The 21063-nt window shown below is 69.9% G+C and carries 19 protein-coding genes; 10 read left to right on the top strand and 9 right to left on the bottom strand.

Going from position 1 to position 21063, the window contains the following annotated elements; all coding sequences use genetic code 11:
- Window positions 1-131 precede the first annotated feature (131 nt).
- The gene (locus tag MMB17_RS24385) at window positions 132-929 is read right to left on the bottom strand and encodes an enoyl-CoA hydratase (protein WP_241102286.1); all 798 of its coding nucleotides are present in this window, start codon (window positions 927-929) and stop codon (window positions 132-134) included.
- Between the two features lie 156 nt (window positions 930-1085).
- Between MMB17_RS24385 and MMB17_RS24380 the strand changes: the two genes are divergently transcribed.
- Together MMB17_RS24380 and MMB17_RS24375 are read left to right on the top strand one after the other, a co-directional pair.
- Window positions 1086-1523: a hypothetical protein gene (locus MMB17_RS24380; protein WP_241100564.1), complete on the top strand. Its 438-nt coding sequence runs from the start codon at window positions 1086-1088 to the stop codon at window positions 1521-1523.
- A gap of 130 nt (window positions 1524-1653) precedes the next feature.
- Window positions 1654-2073, top strand: coding sequence for an FKBP-type peptidyl-prolyl cis-trans isomerase (locus MMB17_RS24375; RefSeq protein WP_238310011.1), 420 nt, complete (start codon window positions 1654-1656; stop codon window positions 2071-2073).
- Between the two features lie 87 nt (window positions 2074-2160).
- Here MMB17_RS24375 and MMB17_RS24370 read toward each other — a convergent pair whose 3' ends face one another.
- Together MMB17_RS24370 and MMB17_RS24365 are read right to left on the bottom strand one after the other, a co-directional pair.
- Window positions 2161-3093, bottom strand: a complete 933-nt coding sequence (locus MMB17_RS24370; RefSeq protein ID WP_241100563.1) for a glycoside hydrolase family 26 protein — start codon at window positions 3091-3093, stop codon at window positions 2161-2163.
- A gap of 57 nt (window positions 3094-3150) precedes the next feature.
- Entirely contained in the window at window positions 3151-5802 is a 2652-nt protein-coding gene (locus tag MMB17_RS24365) for an MGH1-like glycoside hydrolase domain-containing protein (RefSeq protein WP_241100562.1), read from the bottom strand.
- Between the two features lie 334 nt (window positions 5803-6136).
- Between MMB17_RS24365 and MMB17_RS24360 the strand changes: the two genes are divergently transcribed.
- Both MMB17_RS24360 and MMB17_RS24355 read left to right on the top strand, forming a co-directional pair.
- Complete coding sequence (locus MMB17_RS24360) at window positions 6137-6709, top strand: YgjV family protein (protein WP_338041753.1); 573 nt, start codon at window positions 6137-6139, stop codon at window positions 6707-6709.
- 280 nt (window positions 6710-6989) lie between these two features.
- Complete coding sequence (locus tag MMB17_RS24355; protein ID WP_241100560.1) at window positions 6990-7241, top strand: hypothetical protein; 252 nt, start codon at window positions 6990-6992, stop codon at window positions 7239-7241.
- 186 nt (window positions 7242-7427) lie between these two features.
- On the opposite strand, the gene MMB17_RS24350 is transcribed toward MMB17_RS24355, so the two are convergent.
- Both MMB17_RS24350 and MMB17_RS24345 read right to left on the bottom strand, forming a co-directional pair.
- Window positions 7428-9755 carry an amylo-alpha-1,6-glucosidase gene (locus tag MMB17_RS24350; RefSeq protein WP_241100559.1) on the bottom strand — a complete coding sequence of 776 codons (2328 nt, stop codon included), beginning with the start codon at window positions 9753-9755 and terminating at the stop codon, window positions 7428-7430.
- A 220-nt stretch (window positions 9756-9975) separates the two neighbouring features.
- Window positions 9976-11106 (bottom strand): glycosyltransferase family 4 protein, encoded by a 1131-nt coding sequence (locus MMB17_RS24345; protein WP_241100558.1) that lies wholly within the window; start codon window positions 11104-11106, stop codon window positions 9976-9978.
- Window positions 11107-11461: 355 nt separating this feature from the next.
- On the opposite strand from MMB17_RS24345, the gene rpmI reads away from it, so the two are divergent.
- The 5 genes from rpmI to MMB17_RS24320 all read left to right on the top strand — a co-directional run bounded on the left by rpmI (window position 11462) and on the right by MMB17_RS24320 (window position 16780).
- Complete coding sequence (gene rpmI / locus MMB17_RS24340; protein ID WP_056244427.1) at window positions 11462-11665, top strand: 50S ribosomal protein L35; 204 nt, start codon at window positions 11462-11464, stop codon at window positions 11663-11665.
- A gap of 50 nt (window positions 11666-11715) precedes the next feature.
- A complete protein-coding gene (gene rplT / locus MMB17_RS24335; RefSeq protein WP_238310018.1) occupies window positions 11716-12081 on the top strand; it encodes a 50S ribosomal protein L20 in 366 nt (121 codons plus the stop codon).
- A 181-nt stretch (window positions 12082-12262) separates the two neighbouring features.
- Entirely contained in the window at window positions 12263-13342 is a 1080-nt protein-coding gene (gene pheS / locus MMB17_RS24330) for a phenylalanine--tRNA ligase subunit alpha (protein WP_238310019.1), read from the top strand.
- A gap of 70 nt (window positions 13343-13412) precedes the next feature.
- Window positions 13413-15833, top strand: coding sequence for a phenylalanine--tRNA ligase subunit beta (pheT, locus tag MMB17_RS24325; protein ID WP_241100557.1), 2421 nt, complete (start codon window positions 13413-13415; stop codon window positions 15831-15833).
- Between the two features lie 68 nt (window positions 15834-15901).
- The gene (locus MMB17_RS24320; protein WP_241100556.1) at window positions 15902-16780 is read left to right on the top strand and encodes a DUF1186 domain-containing protein; all 879 of its coding nucleotides are present in this window, start codon (window positions 15902-15904) and stop codon (window positions 16778-16780) included.
- Here MMB17_RS24320 and MMB17_RS24315 read toward each other — a convergent pair.
- Window positions 16749-17537, bottom strand: a complete 789-nt coding sequence (locus MMB17_RS24315; protein WP_241100555.1) for a HesA/MoeB/ThiF family protein — start codon at window positions 17535-17537, stop codon at window positions 16749-16751. The genes MMB17_RS24320 and MMB17_RS24315 overlap by 32 nt on opposite strands.
- A gap of 91 nt (window positions 17538-17628) precedes the next feature.
- Between MMB17_RS24315 and dapE the strand changes: the two genes are divergently transcribed.
- Window positions 17629-18795: a succinyl-diaminopimelate desuccinylase gene (gene dapE / locus MMB17_RS24310; RefSeq protein WP_241100554.1), complete on the top strand. Its 1167-nt coding sequence runs from the start codon at window positions 17629-17631 to the stop codon at window positions 18793-18795.
- Here the strand turns inward: dapE and truA are convergent.
- From truA to MMB17_RS24295, 3 genes are read right to left on the bottom strand one after another with little or no spacing between them, the layout of a single operon-like run.
- Entirely contained in the window at window positions 18780-19538 is a 759-nt protein-coding gene (truA, locus tag MMB17_RS24305; protein ID WP_241100553.1) for a tRNA pseudouridine(38-40) synthase TruA, read from the bottom strand. The two genes, dapE and truA, sit on opposite strands and share 16 nt — an antisense overlap.
- 9 nt (window positions 19539-19547) lie before the next feature.
- Entirely contained in the window at window positions 19548-20477 is a 930-nt protein-coding gene (gene fmt, locus MMB17_RS24300; RefSeq protein ID WP_238310025.1) for a methionyl-tRNA formyltransferase, read from the bottom strand.
- A gap of 7 nt (window positions 20478-20484) precedes the next feature.
- Window positions 20485-21003, bottom strand: coding sequence for a peptide deformylase (locus MMB17_RS24295; RefSeq protein ID WP_238310026.1), 519 nt, complete (start codon window positions 21001-21003; stop codon window positions 20485-20487).
- Window positions 21004-21063: the final 60 nt, after the last annotated feature.

Below are 21063 nucleotides of genomic sequence, written 5' to 3'. Positions count from 1 at the left end.
GGCAAATTTCCCACGTCAATCGAGCAGAGCCGTTCGGCGTGTGCTGGCGCACACGGACATCGTCCGGAAACGGTCGGGAAACCGTCCGGACGCGGAACGGGGAAAACGGGACCGGGAAACCGGAAGGGGGCTCAGCGGCCCTTCCAGTCGGGGGGCCGCTTGGCGAGGAAGGCCTCCATGCCCTCCCGGAAATCGGCGCTGGTGTAGCACATCAGGATCAGATCCTCGCCGGCCTCCTCCGCGGCGGGGCCGCCCTCGGCGAGGCGGCGCAGGCCCTCCTTGGTGGCGCGCAGGGTCAGCGGCGCATGGGTCGCGAGCTGCGTGGCGAGCGCCTCGGCGCGGGCCGCCAGCGCCTCGGCATCCTCCACCACCTCGGTGACGAGGCCGATGGCGAGGGCCTCCTCCGCCGGCACGAGGCGGGCGGTGAACAGCATGTCCTTCACCCGCGCCGGACCGACCAGGGCGGAGAGGCGCTTCAGGGTGGCGAGCGACAGGCAATTGCCCAGGGTCCGGGCGATGGGGAAGCCGAGCCGCGCATCCCTCGTCGCGAGACGCAGGTCGCAGGCGGCGGCGATGGCCGCCCCGCCCCCGGTACAGGCCCCGGCAATCGCGGCGACGACGGGCACGCGCACCCGCTCCAGCGTGCCGAGCACGCGGTCCATGAAGCGCTCGTATTCCAGCGCATCCTCGGGCGTGGTCACCTTGCGGAACTCGGCGATGTCGGTGCCGGCCGCGAAGGCCTTGCCGCCGGCGCCCGTCACGATGACCGCCTTGATCGCCGGATCCGCCTCGATCCGCGCGCAGAGCGCCACCAGCCCCTCGTACATGGCGAAGGTCATGGCGTTGCGCGCCTGCGGCCGGTTCAGGATGATCCGGGCGACGCCGGTCGCGCCGACCTCGAACAGGAGCGCGCCATCCGCCTCCTCGATACGCCGCTCGCTGCCCGACACCCGCGTCCTCCCGGATTCGTCCCGTCCGGCGCCTTCTCGCGCAATCCGGGCCGCCAGGGAACCGGCATCGGGGAACGGCGCGGCAGCGGTCACGGTTGTGACGGCGGGGCCGAGTTCGAGAGCGGGATGATTCAGATGCGCGCAAGCCAGGGGCGGGGACGGGGTGCGGGCGGGATCGCGGGCCTCCTGGCCGCCGGGCTTCTGCTGGCCGCGGCGACGCAGGCCGAGGCCGGTTGCCTGCGCCGGATCGTCAACACGTCGAACGCCGTCGCCCTGGTGAGCCGGGACGGCGGCCCCGCCGTGCTGATCCCGCCGCACCGCGCCCAGACGATCCGGTACCTGCATCCGGGCCGGATCACGGTGGCCCTGCATTGCGGCCCGATCGACACGCCGCCGGTCTTCAAGGCCAGCTACGCCACCATGGCCCTAATCGACCGCTGCTACATCGATATCGACGGCGGCGGCACGCAGCCGCTCACCCTCAACAACCCGCGCCAGGGCGACCTGATCGTCGGCCCCTTCGTCGAGGGCTGCCCGGCCGGGTCCCGCGCGGTGGTGAGCGCGCGCTATTGAGGCGCTTCGGGCGGGTTTCGCCCTGCCCGCCGGTCCGTGTTAAGCCGCGCCCGCGAATGCCGGCAGGGGGCGGCGCGGACAGCGTGGTCCCGGGCCCGGCCTTTCTCGAACCAGACGGACAGCCGATTCCATGCGCTCGTTCCTCAGCCTCACCGGAGCCCTCGTCCTCGCCATGACCGCATCCGCTTCCGCCGCCGAACCCGTCAAGCTGCCCTCCGGCCTGTCCTACACCGACGAGGTGGTCGGCACCGGCCCCGCGCCGCAGGCGGGCCAGAAGGTGACCGTCCACTACACCGGCTGGCTCGATCAGGGCGGCCAGAAGGGCAAGAAGTTCGACTCCTCCCGCGACCGCGGCCAGCCCTTCACCTTCACCATCGGCGCCGGCCAGGTGATCCAGGGCTGGGACGAGGGCGTCGCCAGCATGAAGACCGGCGGCCGCCGCATCCTCGTGATCCCGCCGGAGCTCGGCTACGGCCCCCGCGGCGCCGGCGGCGTCATCCCCCCGAACGCCACGCTGATCTTCGACGTGGAGCTGATCGGCGCCAAGTGATGGAGCGCGACGTGACGAGCGCCGATTAGGCGGCACCGCTCACCGGGTTATGCATCGGCCGCCGCGGGTGTTCCGCGGCGGCCTTTCTCATGTCGTCTGCCCGGCGAAGGCGCGGGCGAAGGCGGCACGGGATTGCGGGAAGCGTTCCGCGTCGAGGCGCGTCGGCCAGGCGCCGTCGACGTCGAAATAGAGCGCGTAGGCGATCTGCCCGGCATTCTCCCGGAACCACTCGGCCATCCGGGACACGAAGAGCGGGTTGTCGCCGGCCTGACCGACGCCCCATTCGGGATAGCTCATCGCCTTGCCGTGCCGGCGGGCGAAGGACCGGTGCCAGTCGAGGCCGAAGGGCACGTCGCGGGTCGCCTTCACCCAGCGCGTCTCTGGCGGATCCCCCGTGCCGAAATCGTAGATGTCGAGGCCGATCACGTCGACGACGTCGTCGCCCGGATAGGCCGCGTCGGCCGGGCAGGCCTGCGGCCCCCAGCCGGGACACCAGTCGAAGCGGAAGCGGGGCGAGGCCTGCCGGAACAGGCCGACCACCCGGCGATAGGCGCGGATGTAGTCGGGGGCGCGGCCCTTCGCGAGCCAGAGGCTGCCCGCGACGTTCATCTCCCAGCCGATGCGCAGGGTCGCCTCCGGCTGCGCCCGGGCGATGACCTCCGCCGCGTGGCGGAAGAACGGATCGAACGGGCCCCGGCCGATCTCGGCGAGGTCGGTCCCGGCCATGGTGAGCGGCACCGACCAGACGAGGGCGCGCTTCGGGTTCGCCCGCGCCCGGAAAGCGGGCAGCCAGTCGAGCCGGCGGAAATCCTCCCAGGTCTTGTCGCCGTAGAAGTCGAGGGCCGGCACGGAGGCGGGGGGCTGGGAGAGCCATGCCTCCCAGGCCGAGAGCGTCGTCTCCCGCCCCTCCGCTCCCCAATCGGTGAAGGCGCCGGCGAGGCACGGCGGCATGCCCGCGGGGGCGGCGGCCAGGGCAAAGCCGGCCGCGAGGCCGGTCAGGCAGTGGCGGCGGCTGAGCATCGGGCGTCTCCGGAGCGGACCGGCAACCGCCTTAGCAGCGAAAGGTCGAGGAAATCGTCACCCCCGCCGCGCCCGGTTGCAGAGCAGGTTGAGGATCAGCGCCGTCCAGCCGGTCTGGTGCGAGGCGCCGAGACCCCGGCCGGTATCCCCGTCGAAGAACTCGTGGAACAGGAGCGGCTCCGTCCCGTCCGGGGCCGAGACCGGCGCCGGCGCGCTGCCGCGATAGGCGCGCCGGCCCTCGGCATCGCGGGTGAACAGGCCGATCAGCCGGTCCTCCAGGGCGTCGGCGATGGCGTTCAGGTTCAGGTGCTCCCCCGAGTCCGTCGGATACTCGACCAGGAAGTCGTCGCCGTAATAGGCGTGGAAGCGGCGCAGGGCCTCGATGATCAGGTAGTTCATCGGCATCCAGACCGGCCCGCGCCAGTTGGAATTGCCGCCGAACATGTTCGAGGTGGAATCGGCCGGGTCGTAGCGCACGGTGAAGGAGGCGCCGAGGGCGTTCAGGGAATAGGGCTCCGCCTGATGCGCCTTGGAGAGCGAGCGCACGCCGTGGGGGGAGAGGAACTCCGCCTCGTCGAGCATGCGCTTCAGGAGCGCCTTCATGCGGTGCCCGCGCAGGAGCGAGAGCAGCTTGCGGTCGCCGACGCCGCCCTCCGTCCAGCGGGAGACGAGGCGGGCGAGGTGAGGGCGGTTCTCCAGCACCCAGTTCAGCCGCCGGGCGAAATCCGGCAGCCGCTGCAGCATCGCCGGCTCGATCACCTCGACGGCGAAGAGCGGCACCAGCCCGACCATGGAGCGCACCCGCAGGGGCAGCATGCGTCCGTCGGGCATGTCGACCTCGTCGTAGTAGAACGCGTCCTCCTCGTCCCACAGGCCGAAGCCCTCGCCGCCCATGTCGGTCATGGCCTCGGCGATGAGCAGGAAGTGCTCGAAGAACTTCGAGGCGGTGCTCTCGTAGACGTCGTTGTGCTGGGCGAGCTCCAGGGCGATCCGCATCATGGTGAGGGCGTACATCGCCATCCAGGCGGTGCCGTCCGCCTGGTGCACCATGCCGAAGCCGGGGGGCGGCCGGGAGCGGTCGAACACCCCGACATTGTCGAGCCCGAGGAAGCCGCCCTGGAAGACGTTGCGCCCGCCCGCATCCTTCCGGTTCACCCACCAGGTGAAGTTGATGAGCAGCTTGTGGAACACGCCCTCCAGGAAGGCGAGGTCGCCCCGGCCCCCGCGCCGGTCCCGGTCGATCTCGAAGACGCGGAAGGTCGCCCAGGCATGGACCGGCGGGTTGGTATCGCCGAACTCCCACTCGTAGGCGGGCAATTGGCCGTTCGGGTGCATGTACCATTCGCGGGTGAGCAGCAGCAGCTGGTTCTTGGCGAAGGTCGGGTCGAGCAGCGCGAGCGGGATGCAGTGGAAGGCGAGGTCCCAGGCCGCGAACCAGGGATATTCCCACTTGTCCGGCATGGAGAGCACGTCGTTGGCCGCGAAATGCGCCCAGGTGCGGTTGCGGCCCTCCCGCCGCTCCGAGGGCGGGCGCGGCATCAGCGGGTCGCCCTGCAGCCAGAGGCGGACATCGTAGCGGTAGAGCTGCTTGGTCCAGATCAGGCCGGCGGCGGCCTGCCGGAAGATGGCGCGGGCATCCGCGTCCTCGATGCCGTCCTGAAGGGAATCGTAGAAGGCGTCGGTCTCGGCGACCCGCTGGCGCAGCAGGCAATCCTCGCGGTCAACGGGGCGCGGGCTCGCCCCGGCCCGCAACCGCAGGCGGATCGAGGCCTCCTCGCCGGGGCGGAGGCGCAGCACGTAGTGCAGACCGACCTTGGTGCCGGATTCCGCGCGGATCGCGTCCGCGTCGCCATCGACGATCGCCGCATGGAAGCCGTCCTTGAAGGGGCCGGGCGCGTCGGGCTCGCCGGCATAGCGGCGCAGGTTCGTCTCGTTCTCGCAGAACATCACCCGCGGCGCGCCCTCGAAGGTGAGGTCGTAGGGGCCGAGCCGGGGATGCTCGCAGACGACGCTGCCGTCCGGGCGCAGCCGCATGATGGGATGCGGCTGCGTCCCGTTCGTCTGCCAGGACCAGGTGTTGCGGAACCAGGCCTGCGGGATCAGGTGGAGATCCGCCGTCTCGGGCCCGCGATTGACCGCCGTGACGCGCATGTGGATGTCCTCGACATCCCCCTTCGCGTACTCGACCGTCACGTCGAAGAAGCGGTTCTGCGCGAAGACGCCGGTATCCTCGATCTCGTATTCCGGCTGCTCGCGGCTGCGCTCCCGGCCCGCGCGCAGCAGGGCGTCGTAGGGATAGGCGGCCTGGGGGTAGCGGTAGAGGAACTTGAGGTAGGCGTGGCTCGGGACCGCGTCGAGGTAATGGTAGACCTCCTTCACGTCCTCGCCGTGGTTGCCCTCCTCGTTGGTCAGGCCGAACAGGCGCTCCTTGAGGATGTGGTCGCGCCCGTTCCAGAGGGCCAGCGACAGGCAGAGGAAGCCCCGCTCGTCGCACAGGCCCGCGAGCCCGTCCTCCCCCCAGCGATAGGCGCGGGAGCGCGCATCGTCATGGGTGAGGAAGCGCCAGGCATTGCCGTCGCGGCTGTAATCCTCGCGCACCGTGCCCCACTGGCGCTCGCTCAGGTAGGGACCCCAGAGGGACCAGGGGCGCTCGCCACGGGTCTGCTCGGCGATGCGGCGGCGCTCCGCCCAGGTCTCGATCATCTCCATGCCGATGGCCCTCAGGCGCGCCGGAGGCCGCGGGCCGGCGCGGCGTCGCGGTGCGCGCAGGAACGGGCACGAACATGTCTCGATAAGGGCTGGGACAACGAACGAAGGTGCATCGAACTCGGCAGGCGATCGGCTTGGGTCGCCTAACATGCATCATCAGCGCCAGCTTCGGGCTGCGCTGGGCGTCGGGCTGATTTCAACCGCATGCAGGCGGCCGATGCGGCAGCGCGGCAACGCTCACCCCGCCGTGTTCGGGCCGTTAAGAAAGCGGTTACCATGCGAGCCTAGCGCGTGATGCAGAACAGGCGCCATTCCGGCGCCGCAAGTACGCGCCATGATTGTTTTCGAGACGGCCCTCCCTACGCTGACATCGGTCACGGCGCAGATCGATATCTTCGGAAGTCTCGGACTGTGTTGCGGCTTCGGCGCGGGCCTGATGCCCCGGCGCAGCTGGATTCTTCGGATGTCGGCGCTGTGCAGTGCCTGTTTCGCGCTGCATTTCCTGCGTCTCGGCGCGCTGACCGGCACTGCCATGTGCAGCATCTCGGTGATGCAGAGCCTGCTCTCGGCACAGTTCGTGCGCGACGGGCGCCGTCCGGGCTGGCTGGGGCCGCTCTTCGCCCTGAGCTTTCTCGTGGTGATGGCGCTGACCGCCGCGACCTGGGCCGGCTGGCCCTCGGCCTGCGCGGGGATCGGGGCGCTGCTCGCCACCACCGGCCGGCTCCAGACCCGGACCGCCGCGATGCGCCGCTTCTTCCTGGCGAGCTCGACCTGCTGGGCCGGGCACAACCTGCTCGTCGGCTCGCCCTTCGGGCTGACCTGCGATCTCCTGACCCTCTCCGGCCTCGCCCTCGCCCTGCACCGCGAGCGGGCCGTCCCGCTGGCGCCACAGTTGAAGGCGGCCTGAGCGCACGCGCGGCCGGAGCGGACCACGCGCCCGGGAGCGCCACGTCGCGCCCAAGCCCATGGGCGGTGATGCGTGTCGTATCGGATCGAGGCTCATGCCGGCCCGATCCTGTCTGCTGAAGGGTCCGGCCGGGTGACGGGGGGCGCCCCCGGTGTCCCTGTGGATCGCCGCGGCGGCGAAACGTGGCCACGTGCTCCCGAACACAGCCAAGCCGGGGCGATCCGGTGTCAATCACGACAGACGCCAACAAGACGTCGCATCGACATCAGGAGATCTTCCCATGACCCACAGTAACATGACCGCGATGACCACCGATCAGACCATCGGCGCCCAGCCCGTTCTTCTTTCCGACGACGCTCTCGATCAGGTCCATGGCGGCGCCCGCTCGGCGTTCGGAGACCTCGACCGCATGTTCAACGACATCAAGCGCGGCATCGGCAACGGCGCGACCCATGTGGACTACCACCACGAGAGCAAGACGGTCGGCGGCAACACGACGACGGTCACGCAGAGCCGCTTCCGCCGCCGGTAAGCCAAAGCCGTCCCAAGCCCTGCCATGTCGGCCCGCCCGGTTCGCCGCGGCGGGCTCGTTCGTTTCTGGCCGGATCGCTGTCCCGGTCCGGCGATACGATCCGCTCGACCAGGCGGGCCTTCGTCACCGCCTCCGATGATCGCCTCGCCCCGGTGAGGCGCCGGGCTGCAGGGCAGCCCGGCCCCCTCATTTCAGCAGCGAGATCTGCACGTCGCCGACGCGGCGGGTCACCGCGACGGTGACGTCATCGTCGTGCCGGTGCAGGCGCAGATCGGCGCGCGACTCGCCGAGCTTCAGGTTGAACAGGTGCACCGCCTCGAGGAAGGGCGGCAGGATCGGGTCGCGGAAGCGGATCCGGTTGCGCTCGTGGTCGAGTTCGAGGCCGAGGCAGGCGGCCAGGAAGGCGAAGGGTGCCGCCGCCGCCCAGGCCTGGGGCGAGCAGGCCACGGGGTAGTTCACCGGCCCGCGCTGGCGCCGGCGCATGAAGCCGCAGAACAGTTCCGGGAGCCGCTTCTGGTCGTAGTAGAGGCTGGTGTCGAACATGCCCTGGAACACCCGGGCCGCCTCTGCCTTCAGGCCGTAGCGGGCGAGGCCGAGGGCGCAGATCGCGTTGTCGTGCGGCCAGATCGAGCCGTTGTGGTAGGACATCGGATTGTAGCGCGCCTCGCCCTTGGCGATGGTGCGGATGCCCCAGCCGTTGAAGCCGTCGTTGCAGAGGAGCTGCGCGGCCACCTTCGGTGCCCGCTCCGGCAGGGCGATGTCCGTGAACAGGGCATGGCCGGCATTGGAGGAGCGCACGGCGCATTGCCGCTTCTCGCCGTCGAGGGCGAGGGCGTAGGTGCCGATCTCCTCGCACCAGAAGGCGGCGTCGAACTTCTCGCGCAGGGTGTTGGCGGCGGCGGAGAGCCGGTTCGAGAGCTCGTCCTTGCCGAGCAGGCTCGCCAGTCGGGCCGCGCCGCGCTTGGCCGCGTAGACGTAGCCCTGCACCTCGCACAGGGCGATCGGCCCCTTGGCCATGGCGCCGTCGGCGTGGAAGATCGAATCGTGGCTGTCCTTCCAGCCCTGGTTGGCGAGCCCCTTCTCGGTCTCGCGGGCATATTCCACGAAGCCGTCGCCGTCCCGGTCGCCGTAGGTGTCGATCCAGTCCAGCGCCAGCTCGATCGCCGGCCAGATCGCCTCGATCGTGCCCCGGTCGCCGGTGATCGCGTAATACTGCGCGGCCAGCATCACGAAGAGCGGCGTGGCGTCGATGGTGCCGTAATAGTGGCGGAAGGGCACCTCGCCGAGCATCGCCATCTCGCCGCGCCGGGTCTCGTGCAGGACCTTGCCGGGCTGGGCGTCGGCCTCTGGATCGACGGTCTTGGCCTGGGTCGCGGCGAGGAAGCGCAGGACGCCCTTGCCGAAATTCGGATCGATCCAGAGGGCCATCATCGCGGTGATGATGCCGTCGCGGCCGAACACCGTGGAGTACCAGGGGATACCGGCGAAGGGGTAGACGCCCTCCTGGGTGCGGGTCGCCAGCATGTAGAGATCGGCGGTGGCCCGGCAGAGGCCCTCGTTGAACTGGTCGTTCGAGGAGATGATCGTGGTGATGCCCGCGGTCAGGGCCCGTTGGTCGCGGCGGTTGTCGCGATAGGCGCGGGCGAAGATGCGGCCCTCGGTGAGGTGCCGGGCCGGCCGGTCGGCCAAGCTGCCCGCGGCCCGGGACAGGGCGGCGGCGGCCTCCTCGCCGGCCTTCACCGGGCCGGGGGCCGAGGTGTAGGCGCGGTGCGCGTCGAAGGCCACGCGCAGGAAGAGCGAGCTGTGGGTGCCGGGCGCCAGCGTCACCTCGAACTCCGCCACACCGGGCTCGAGCTTCACGGGCTTGGGGCCGAAATGCACTGAGGTGGTGCGCACGATCTCGTCGAGGCCCGCATAGCGGAACTGCACCTCGGTCTCGCTCGCCACCAGCACGGAGCGCTTGCCGCGATGGCTTCGGTCGGTGCCGCGCACCTCGAACAGGTCGCGGAAATCGGCGTCGAAGGTCACGCCGATGCGCAGGCGGCGGGTGCGGGTGTCGTAGTTGCGCAGGCCGATGCGGTCGTAGCAGGCGCCGCGATACAGGAACTTGGTGCGCTCGATCGCGATCAGCTCGCGGGGGATCGAGGTCTCGTCATGGGCGTCGAGGCGGATGTCCGGCGTGGTCAGGTCGACGCTGAGCGCGCCGTTGTCGTCCTGCATCGCGGAGGACAGCATCATTGGGCGCTGATCCTCGATGGTCAGCGCCAGGCGCGAGAGGTAGCGCGTGTCCTGGAAGTACAGGCCCTCGGCGCCGGGCACCCAGCCGATATCGCCGTAGGCGTCGAGGACGGCGAAGGCCTCGCCGTATTTCAGCGAGCGCAGGGGCCGGTCGGTCAGCGAGGTCGTGGCCTCGATGTGGTATTGCGGCAGCGCCTCGTCGGCATCGACGAACCCCGCCGACCCTGCCGCCTCGCGCGCGTGCTTGGGACCCTGTGCCGCCGTGCCTGCCGCCATGTGCCGCCTCTCCTGCGAATTCGGGGTCATGCCTCGCCAAGGCCGCTCGCGCGGGCGCCGCGCCTCCCGGAAGGCGGCCGCGCGCAGCCTCGCAAAGACAAGGCCGCCGGTCGCTGACTGCGAGCCGGCGGCCCTGTTTCGAACCGACAGTTAGGCGATGTTGCGGCGAGGGCGAGGGGCTCCCGCCGCCTTTCTCGAAGGTTCTTCGCGGGGCGCGGCCTCAGGCCGGCATCGCGGCGACGTTGATCGTGGGGCGGGAGCCGTTGGCCTCGCCGTAATGGGGGGTGAAGGCGGCCGCGGTCGGCAGCTTGATCACGTTGCTCGCCCCCGCGAGCAGCTGCTCGTAGGCCGCGAGATACTTCGAAGCCATCACCTCCGCCGTGAAGCGGCCCTCGAAGTGGCCGCGTACGCCGGCACGGGGCAAGTCCTTGATCTTGCGGCAGGCCTCCACGGCCTCATCCAGCGTGTCGACAATAAACCCGCTAACCCCATCCTTGATCACTTCCGGCACCGAGCCGTTGCGGAAGGCGATGACAGGAGTTCCGGCGGACATGGCTTCGATCATTACCAGACCGAAGGGCTCCGGCCAGTCGATCGGGAAGGCGAGAGCCAGGGCGTTACCAAGGAAGTCTTTCTTCTGCTCCTCGTTGATCTCGCCGATATACTCGATCAGCGGGTGGTGGATCATCGGCTCGATGACCTCGTCCCAGTAATCCTGGTCGGCCTTGTCGACCTTGGCGGCGATCTTCAGCGGGATGCCCGAGCGCTTGGCCATCTCGATGGCGCGGTCGGGGCGCTTCTCCGGGGAGATGCGGCCGAGGAAGGCGAGATAGCCGCCCTTGGATTCCGGATAGTAGGGGCAGTTCTCCTTGGGCAGGCCGTGATGGATCGTGGCCAGCCAGTTGGAGTTCTCCGGCATCGGCTCGCGCTGGTTGTCGGAGATCGAGACGAGCGGCATGCCCGTGAAGGTCCGGTAGACCGGCATGAAGTCCGGCACGTCCAGGCGACCATGCATGGTCGTGAGGCACTTGTGGTACAGGTCCTCGAACATCGGGTACTGCAGGAGATCGATGTGGAAGTGGATCACGTCGAACTCATGCGCCCGGCGATGCACATGGTGCAGCATGGCGAGGTGGCCGGCGGTGTGGTCCCGGTAGCCGAGAAGGCGCAGGCCTTCCGGATGGCAGGCCGCGAGCTTGGCCGAAGTCTGGGAATCGCCGCTGGCGAACAGGGTCACGTCATGACCCTGACGGACGAGTTCTTCGGTGAGCCAGGACACGACACGCTCGGTGCCGCCATAGAACTTGGGGGGAACAGCTTCCGCTAGCGGAGCGACCTGAGCGATGCGCACGAAAACGTCTCCTGTGACGAACGAAGTGTTGCGCAGGGTTTTACCGACACGGCCTGAGCGGGACATGAACGAAACCCGCAGCCGAGGTTTATGGTTCCGCTTCCCCCCTTGCCGCCAGGGCGGCCACGCCTAGACACCCGCAATCCTCAGGCCAGGAGGGCGCGTCCGAGCAGGCCGCGCTTGCGACGCGCGTGCACCGCAAGCATTGAAACCTGGGAAAGCATCTGCCATAAGCCGCTCCGCGTCGAACCGCCCGGCCGATAGGGCTGCCGTGGCGGTTCTCGTTGCTCCAGCAGCATTCACGCGCAAGGCCCCGGCTCTCCGGCCGGGACGCCGTTGCGTTCAGGAGAGCCAAATGCCCAAGCTGAAGACCAAGTCGGGCGCCAAGAAGCGCTTCAAGATCACCGGCACCGGCAAGGTGATGTATGCCCAGGCCGGCAAGCGCCATGGCATGATCAAGCGGACCACGAAGCAGATCCGCAACCTGCGCGGCACCACGACCCTGTTCGAGGGCGATGCCGCCAACGTGAAGAAGTACTTCCTGCCGAACCAGCGGTAAGCCTTCACGCAAACGCCGAATCTGTTTTCTAGAATTCCAGGAGATCTCCCATGGCCCGCGTCAAGCGTGGCGTGACCAGTCACGCGAAGCACAAGAAGGTTCTGAAGGCCGCCAAGGGCTATTACGGCCGCCGCAAGAATACGATCCGCATCGCCAAGCAGGCGGTGGAGAAGGGTCTCCAGTACGCCTACCGCGACCGGAAGAACAAGAAGCGCACCTTCCGCGCCCTCTGGATCCAGCGCCTCAACGCCGCCGTGCGCGAGCATGGCCTGACCTATTCCCGCTTCATCGACGCCCTGTCGAAGTCGGGCATCCAGGTGGACCGCAAGGCGCTCTCCGAGCTCGCCATCCACGAGCCGGCCGCGTTCGCCGCCGTCGTCGAGAAGGCCAAGGCCGCGCTCCCGAAGGCTGCCTGATCCGGATTCTGCCCGGACGGGCGGAGCCGACGTTTTTCCATAAAGGCGCGGCGCGGACAGCGCCGCGCCTTTCTCTTTTCCGGCCACACCGCGCGGCCGGACCCTCCCGTCGCGACACCGCCCTTGCAGGATGGCGCGCGACGCGCAAAAGCACCCGCGACGATCTCGAAGGACAGCGGTGATGGATCTCGACGCTCTCGAACGCGACCTCGTCGGGCAGGTCGGGCAGGCCGGTGACGAGGCGGCCCTGGAAGCCGTGCGCGTCGCCGCGCTGGGCAAGAAGGGCAGCGTCTCGGAGCTGCTCAAGACTCTGGGCGCCATGAGCCCGGAGGAGCGGCGTGAGCGCGGCCCCCTGATCAACGGCCTGCGCGACCGGGTCAGCGGCGCGATCGCAGCCAAGCGCGAGGCCCTGGCGGAAGCCGCCCTCGAGGCGCGCCTGAAGGCGGAGCGGGTCGACGTCACCCTGCCCCTGCGCGAGGCGCCGCAGGTGCGCGGTCGCATCCATCCGATCTCCCAGGTCATCGACGAGATCACCGCGATCTTCGCCGATATGGGCTTCTCCGTCGCCGAGGGGCCGGACGTCGAAACGGACGAGCTGAACTTCACCGCGCTCAACTTCCCCGAGGGGCACCCGGCGCGGGAGATGCACGACACCTTCTTCCTGGCGCCCGACCATCTCGGCAAGCGCAAGGTGCTGCGCACCCATACCTCGCCGGTGCAGATCCGGACCATGCGCGCCCAGGAGCCGCCCCTGCGGGTGATCATCCCCGGCCGCACCTACCGGCACGATTCCGACCAGACCCACACCCCGATGTTCCATCAGGTCGAAGGACTGGTGATCGACCGCTCCGCCAATATCGCGAACCTCAAATGGGTGCTGGAGGAGTTCTGCAAGGCCTTCTTCGAGGTCGAGGGCGTGACCATGCGCTTCCGGCCCTCCTTCTTCCCCTTCACCGAACCCTCGGCGGAGGTCGACATCCAGTGCTCGCGCAAAGGCGGTGAGATCCGCTTCGGCGAGGGCACGGACTGGCTGGAGATCCTCGGCTGCGGCATGGTGCACCCGAACGTGCTGCGCAATTGCGGTCTCGACCCGGATCAGGTCCAGGGCTTCGCCTTCGGCATGGGCATCGACCGGATCGCCATGCTGAAATACGGCATGCCGGACCTGCGCCCCTTCTTCGAGGCGGATGTGCGCTGGATCGAGCATTACGGCTTCCGCCCCCTCGACGTGCCGAGCCTTGTGGGCGGGCTGACCGCCTGACGCCGACGCCTTTCTCTTCCTCGCCGGCCGGGCGCGTCGCGACACGCCCGCGTGCCGAAGGACAGGACCGATGAAGTTCACCCTCTCCTGGCTCAAGGACCACCTCGACACCGAGGCCTCGCTCGCGACCATCGCCGAGACGCTGACGCGGATCGGGCTGGAGGTGGAGGGCATCGCCGACAAGGCGGCCGACCTGCGGCCCTACGTCATCGCCAAGGTGCTCACTGCCGAGCAGCATCCCAATGCCGACCGGCTGCGGGTCTGCACCGTCGATTCCGGCGACGGCCAGCCGCTGCAGGTCGTCTGCGGCGCGCCGAACGCCCGCGCCGGCATGCTCTCGGTCTTCGCGCCTCCCGGCACCTACGTGCCGGGCAAGAACATCACCCTCTCCGTCGGCACCATTCGCGGTGTCGAGAGCCGCGGCATGCTCTGCTCCGGGGCCGAGCTCGGCCTGAGCGAGGATCATGACGGCATCCTCGACCTGCCCGCCGATGCGCCGATCGGCACGCCCTACGCCCTCTGGGCCGGGCTCGACGATCCGGTCATCGAGATCAACCTGACCCCGAACCGCTCCGACTGCGCCTCGATCCACGGCATCGCCCGGGATCTCGCTGCCACCGGTATCGGCACCCTGAAATCCGCCCCCCTGCCGCCGGTACGGGGGGAGGGCGCCTGCCCGGTGACCGTGCGCCGCGAGTTCGGTCCCGGCGACGAGGGCGCTTGCCCGCTCTTCGCCCTGCGGCTCGTGCGCGGCGTGAAGAACGGCCCCTCGCCGGAATGGATGCAGAAGCGCCTGCGCGCCATCGGCCTGCGCCCGATCAACACGTTGGTCGACATCACCAACTACGTCACCTTCGACCGGGGACGGCCCCTCCACGTCTTCGACGCCAACAAGGTCGCAGGCGGCCTCGTGGTCCGCCGTGCCCATCCCGGCGAGACGCTCGAAGCCCTCGACGGCAAGACCTACCGCCTCGACGACGCGGTGGTGATCGCCGACGAGCGCGGCGTCGAGTCGATCGCCGGCATCATGGGCGGCCAGGCCTCGGGCTGCGACGAGGGCACCACCGACGTGCTCATCGAATCCGCCCTCTGGGACCCACGCGACATCGCCCGGACCGGACGGCGGCTCGGCATCGTCACCGATGCCCGCTACCGGTTCGAGCGCGGCGTCGATCCGGCCTTCGCCCTGCCGGGCCTCGACCTCGCCACCCGCCTCGTCCTCGACCTCTGCGGCGGCACCCCGAGCGAGGCGACCGTCACCGGCGAAGTCCCGGAGAACGAGCACATCATCGATTTTCCCTGGACGGAAGTGCGTCGCCTCGCCGGTATCGAATTGTCCCGGGCCGAGATGAAGGTGAGCCTCGAGTCTCTCGGCTTCCATCTCGCCGGCTCCGGCGACCGGGTGAAGGTGCTCACTCCCTCCTGGCGGCCGGACGTTGAAGGCAAGGCCGATCTCGTCGAGGAGATCGTGCGCATCGCCGGGCTCGATCGCATCGAGTCCAAGCCGCTGCCCCGCAAGGAGGCCACGGTCGTCAAGCCGACGCTCACCGTGTTGCAGAAGCGCACGCGCCTCGCCAAGCGGGCGCTGGCGACCCGCGGCATGCTGGAGGCGGTGACCTGGTCCTTCATCCCGCATGACGATGCCGTGCTCTTCGGCGGCGGCGGCGCGGATCTCGCGCTCGCCAACCCGATCGCGGCCGATCTCTCCGACATGCGCCCGAGTCTGGTGCCGAGCCTGCTGCGCGCCGCCCAGAGCAACGCCGATCGCGGCTTCGGCGACGTGGCCCTGTTCGAGGTCGGGCAGTGCTTCGCCAACGACCAGCCGGAGGGCCAGAGCATCCGCGCCGCCGGCATCCGCCGCGGCAATGCCCGCCACGAGGGTGGCGGGCGCCATTGGAGCGGCACGGCCGAGGCCGTGGACGCCTTCGAGGCCAAAGCCGACGCCCTCGCCCTCGTCGCGGCCCTGGGCGTACCGACCGGAGGCCTGCAGGTCGTGGCCAGCGGCCCGGCCTGGCTGCATCCCGGCCGCTCCGGCACGCTCCAGTTCGGACCGAAGGGCGTGGTCGGCCATTTCGGCGAGGTGCATCCCCGGGTGATGAAGGCGCTCGACCTGAAGGGGACGCTGGTCGCCTTCGAGATCGTGCTCGATGCGCTGCCCCTGCCGAAATACAAGCCGACCAAGGTGAAGCCGCCGCTCGCCCTCTCGGATCTCCAGGCGGTGTCCCGCGACTTCGCCTTCGTCGTCTCCCGCGACGTTGCCGCCGCCGACCTGCTCAAGGCGGCGCAGGCCGCCGAGCGTAAGCTGATCGTGGGCGTCGACGTGTTCGATCTCTACGAGGGACCGGGCGTGCCGGAGGGATCGAAGTCGGTTGCGGTGGCGGTCCGGCTCCAGCCGATCGACAAGACCCTGACCGATGCCGAGATCGAGGCGGTGAGCGCCAAGATCGTCGCCGAGGTCGCCAAGAAGACCGGCGCAACCCTGCGGACCTGACCGGGAGCGCGGTGCGGAGGGGCGTGACCCGCCCCTCGCACCGCCCGCGAACACGACAAGGAGCGGCCATGGACGCGGATCTCGTCGCGGTTCTCTCGGAGGAGCGCTACCGTCCGGTGGAGGCCCTGAAACGGGCGGTCGCGCAGCCGGAGGCCATCGCCGAGCCGGTGCTCGCCCTGCTCGACAAGGCGGCCGGCGATTCGGATTGCCTCGACGACGGCGAGGCGAACCTGCTGTTCTGGGGACTGCACGCCCTCGCCGCCGCACGCGACACCCGGGTCCTCGCACCGCTGCTGCGCTTCCTGCGCAGCGACGGCGAGGCCATCGACGCCCTCCTCGGCGACGCCACCACCGAAACGCTGCCCGCGATCCTCGCCTCCTGCTTCGACGATGACGCCGCCGGGCTCGGCCGGCTGATCCTCGACAGCACGGTCGACGGCTTCGTGCGCAATTCCGCCTTCGCCGCGCTCGGCTTCCTGACCCGGCAGGGTCGCATCTCACGCGAGGCCGCGACGGCCCTGCTCGTGCGCTTCGACGAGGGGCGGGCGGCGGTGGAGGAGGATCCGGCCTGGATCGGCTGGGAGGAGACGATCGCCTATCTCGGCATCGCCGGGCTGGCGCCCCGCGCGGAAGCCGCACGGCGGGACGGGCGCCTCACGGACGCGTACAGCGATGCGGCCTGGTTCCGGAAGGCGCTGCGGCAGGCGAGCGCCGCGCCGCCGGATCTGAGCAGCTTCGAGCCGGGCCATTACGCCTATCTCGACGATCCGGTAACGGCCCTGGCCTGGACCGACGAGGCGGCGGGTCAGCCGGTGACGAATCCCTACAAGGGGGTCGGCCGCAACGATCCCTGCCCCTGCGGCAGCGGCAAGAAGTACAAGAAGTGCTGCCTCGAGGCAGGCGTGATCGCCGCTTCTAAGCCGCCGCTCCTGCCCGGTCTCCATTGAGCGGGTTTTCCGGGTCCCAGGCATAGGCCAGGGTCTCGAAGCGCATGGAGCGGGCGTCCACCATCAGCAGGCGCCCGACCAGCGGCTCTCCGAAGCCGGTCACGGCGCAGATCACCTCCATCGCCATCAGCGAGCCCATCACTCCGGCGAGCGCCCCGAGCACACCAGCCTCAGCACAGGCCGGCACCGCGCCGGGGGGAGGGGGGTTCGGGAACAGGCAGCGATAGGTCGGGTTCGGGCTGCCATCGGGGCCGCGTTCATGGGCGCGGATCGTGGTGAGCGAGCCGTCGAAGCGCCCGAGCGCTGCGGTCACCAGCGGGCGCTGCGCCCGGAAACAAGCATCCGAGACCGCGTAGCGGGTCGCGAAATTGTCCGAGCCATCGGCGACGAGGTCGTAGCGTGCGATCAGCCCGGCCGCGTTCTCCGCCGTCAGCCGAAAGGGGTGCGCCTCGACCGTGACATGAGGGTTGAGGCGGGCGACGGCCTCGGCCGCGCTCTCCACCTTCGGCCGTCCGAGATCGGGCGTGCCATGGATGACTTGCCGCTGCAAGTTCGAGAGCGAGACCGTGTCGTCGTCGGCGATGCCGATGGTGCCGATGCCGGCCGCGGCGAGATACTGGATCAGCGGCGCGCCGAGGCCGCCGGCTCCCACCACCAGCACCCGGGCCGCCTTCAGCTTCGCCTGGCCGGGGCCACCCACCTCCTGCAGCACGAGGTGGCGGGCATAGCGTTCGATTTCGTCGGACGAGAGGGCCATGAGACGGATGTAAGCCGCGAAGGGCCGACAAGGAAGCGCCGTTGCGCCGGCTCGCCGTGCGGCCTAGGCCAGCATCAGGCTCGAGACCGACATGATGACCGACACCTCCCCCCTCGCCCTCGCCCAGGCGCTGATCCGCTGCCCCTCCGTCACCCCGGAGGAGGGGGGCGCCCTGTCGCTCCTGGCCGGCCTGCTGTCGGAGGCAGGCTTCGCGGTCGAGCGGCCGGTCTTCTCGGCGGAAGGGACGCCGGACATCGAGAACCTCTATGCCCGCTTCGGCACAGGCGCCCCCTACCTGCTCTTCGCCGGCCATACCGACGTGGTGCCCACGGGAGCGGAAGCGCAGTGGACGCACGGCCCCTTCGCCGGCAACATCGCGGACGGCCAGCTCTATGGCCGCGGTGCCGTGGACATGAAGGGCGGCATCGCCTGCATGCTCTCCGCCGCGCTCACCTTCCTGAAGGCGCGAGGCGATGATTTCTCTGGCTCGATCGGCTTCCTCATCACCGGGGACGAGGAGGGGCCGGCGATCAACGGCACCGTGAAGCTCCTCGACTGGGCCAGGGCCCGGGGCGAGCGCTTCGACCATTGCCTGCTCGGCGAGCCGACCAACCCGACCACCCTCGGCGAGATGATCAAGATCGGCCGGCGCGGCTCGCTCACCGGCACGCTGACCGTGCACGGGCGCCAGGGCCACGTCGCCTATCCGCATCGGGCCGAGAACCCGATTCCCGGCCTCCTGCGCCTCGCCTCGGCCCTGATCGCCGATCCGCTCGACGGCGGCACCGCGCATTTCGACGCCTCGAACCTCGAATTCACGACCATCGATGTCGGCAACCCGGCGACCAACGTGATCCCGGCCTCGGCCAAGGCGGTGTTCAACATCCGCTTCAACGATACCTGGACCGCCGACAGCCTCGGTGCCGAGATCCGCGGGCGGCTGGAAGCGGCCGCGGGCAACGCCGTGCGCTTCAGCCTCGACCTGCAGCCCTCGAACGCCCCCGCCTTCCTCACCGAGCCCGACCGCTTCGTCGATCTGGTGACGGACGCCATCAAGGCGGAGACCGGCCTGCGGCCCCAGCTCTCCACCACGGGCGGCACCTCGGATGCCCGCTTCATCAAGGATGCCTGCCCGGTGATCGAGTTCGGCCTCGTGGGCGAGACCATGCACCAAGTCGACGAGCGGGTGGCCGTGGCGGATCTGGAGCGGCTGACGGCGATCTACGGGCGGGTGCTGGAAGCTTACTTCCCCTCGTAATCCACGCCCACAAACGTCAGTCCGCAGGCCGGGGCCAGCGGGCCGCAGCGGTGCTTGGCCTTGGTGGCCAGGATCTCGGCCACGTCGTCGGCGCTGAGGCGGGCGCAGCCAGCGAGCATCAGGGTGCCGACCATGGCGCGGACCTGATGGTGCAGGAAGGAGCGGGCGGAAGTCGCGACCACGATCTCCTCGTGCAGCCCCATGCCCTGCCGGGTCACGTCGAGCTGTTCGAGGGTGCGCACGGGGGAATTGGCCTGGCACTCCGCGGCGCGGAAGGCGGAGAAGTCGTGCCGGCCGAGGAGCCTGTTCCCCGCCGACTGCATGAGCCCGACATCGAGGGGCCAGGGCACGTGCCAGACATGAGCCCGAGTCAGGGCAGCGGGGCTGCGCCTGTTCAGGATGCGGTAGCGGTAGTGCCGGCGGATTGCCGAGTGGCGGGCGTCGAAGCTCTCCGGCACCACCTCCGCCGAGACCACCGCGACCGGATGAGGGCGCAGATGGGCGTTCAGCGCATCGCGCACCGTGTCGGTGCGCCAGTCCCGGGCGAGGTCGAGATGGGCGACCTGATGGGTCGCGTGCACGCCGGCATCGGTGCGGCCGGCACAGGTCAGCCGCACCTCCTCGCCGGAGAAGCGGGTCACGGCAGCCTCGATCGCGCCCTGCACGGTCGGGTCTTCCGCCTGCCGCTGCCAGCCGCAGAAGGGCGCGCCGTCATATTCGATGACGAGCTTGTAGCGGGGCATGTCAGGCCCTCACCCGACCTGCGCCCCCGGCGCCAGCCGCGCCCCGCGCAGGAAGTCCTCGCCACTGGCGATGCCCCCCTTGCCGGCCCTGCGCAGTTCGACGAGGCGCACGGCGCCGCTGCCACAGGCGAGGGTGGCGGCGGAATCGAGCAGCGTGCCCGGCGCGCCGGAGCCCTCCGCGGGCAGCGCCCGCAGCACCTTCACCCGTTCCGAGCCCTTGCCGAGATCAGCTTCGAAGAAGGCGCCGGGGAAGGGCGACAACCCGTTGATGTGGCGCGCCACCTCATGGGCCGGGCGCGACCAGTCGATCCGCGCCTCCTCGTTGGTGATCTTGTGGGCGTAGGCCACGCCCTCCTCCGACTGCGGCACGAAGGTGAGACCTTCGCGCCCGAGCCGGTCGAGGGCTTGGCCCATCAGGTCGGCGCCGAGCGGCATCAAGGCGTCGTGGAGCTCGCCCGCGGTCATGCCCTCTTCGATCGGGAGACGAGCCTCCAGAGCGACGGGGCCGGTATCGAGCCCGGCCTCCATGCGCATCACGCCGACGCCGCTCTCGGCGTCGCCCGCCATCACCGCCCGCTGGATCGGGGCGGCGCCGCGCCAGCGCGGCAGCAGCGAGCCGTGCAGATTCAGGCAGCCGTGCCGGGGCAGATCGAGGATCGCCTGCGGCAGCAGCATCCCATAGGCGACGACGACGGCGACGTCGGCGGCATGCGCGGCGAAGGTCTCTGCGGCCTCCGGCGTCTTCAGGGTCGAGGGCGTCAGCACCGGCAGCCCCAAGGCCTCGGCCTTCGCATGGACCGGCGAGGGCTTCAGCGCCATGCCGCGCCCGGCCTTGGCCGGCGCGCGGGTATAGACCGCGACGACGGCGTGCCCATCCGCATGCAAGCGCGCGAGGGTCGGCACCGCGAAGTCCGGGGTGCCCATGAACACGACGCGCATGGGAGCCTCAGGCCGCGGCGTCGCGTTTGGCCGCCTTGGCGAATTTCTTCATCACCCGGTCGCGCTTCAGCTTCGACAGGTGGTCGATGAAGAGCACGCCGTTGAGATGGTCGATCTCGTGCTGCAGGCAGGTGGCGAGCAGGCCGTCCGCCTCCTGCTCCACGATCTGGCCGTCGAGGTTCATGTAGCGCACGCGCACCCGGTCCGGCCGCTCCACCTCGCCGTAGAATTCGGGGATCGACAGGCAGCCCTCGTCGTAGACCCGCTTCTCCTCCGAAGCCCAGACGATCTCGGGGTTGAGGTAGACGGTGGGGTTGCGCGCGTCCTCGTCCTTCGAGGTGTCGATAGTGACGACCCGCTTCGGCACCCCGATCTGGATCGCGGCGAGGCCGACGCCGGGGGCGTCGTACATGGTCTCGATCATGTCCTGCGCGAGTTCGCGGATCTCCGCGGTCACCGTCTGCACCGGCTCGGAGGTCAGGCGGAGCTGCGCGTCGGGAAGGATGACGAGAGGGCGGATGGTCATGGCTCGGGCCGGGCTGTCGGGAGGCGATTTCCGGCAATACGGTCCGTGCCGGAACGGGTC

This window comes from Methylobacterium organophilum (genome assembly GCF_022533465.1).
GTDB classification, from domain to species: Bacteria; Pseudomonadota; Alphaproteobacteria; order Rhizobiales; family Beijerinckiaceae; genus Methylobacterium; species Methylobacterium organophilum.
The sequence above is the reverse complement of the archived record's forward strand: the minus strand, read 5'-3'. Positions and strand labels throughout refer to the sequence as shown.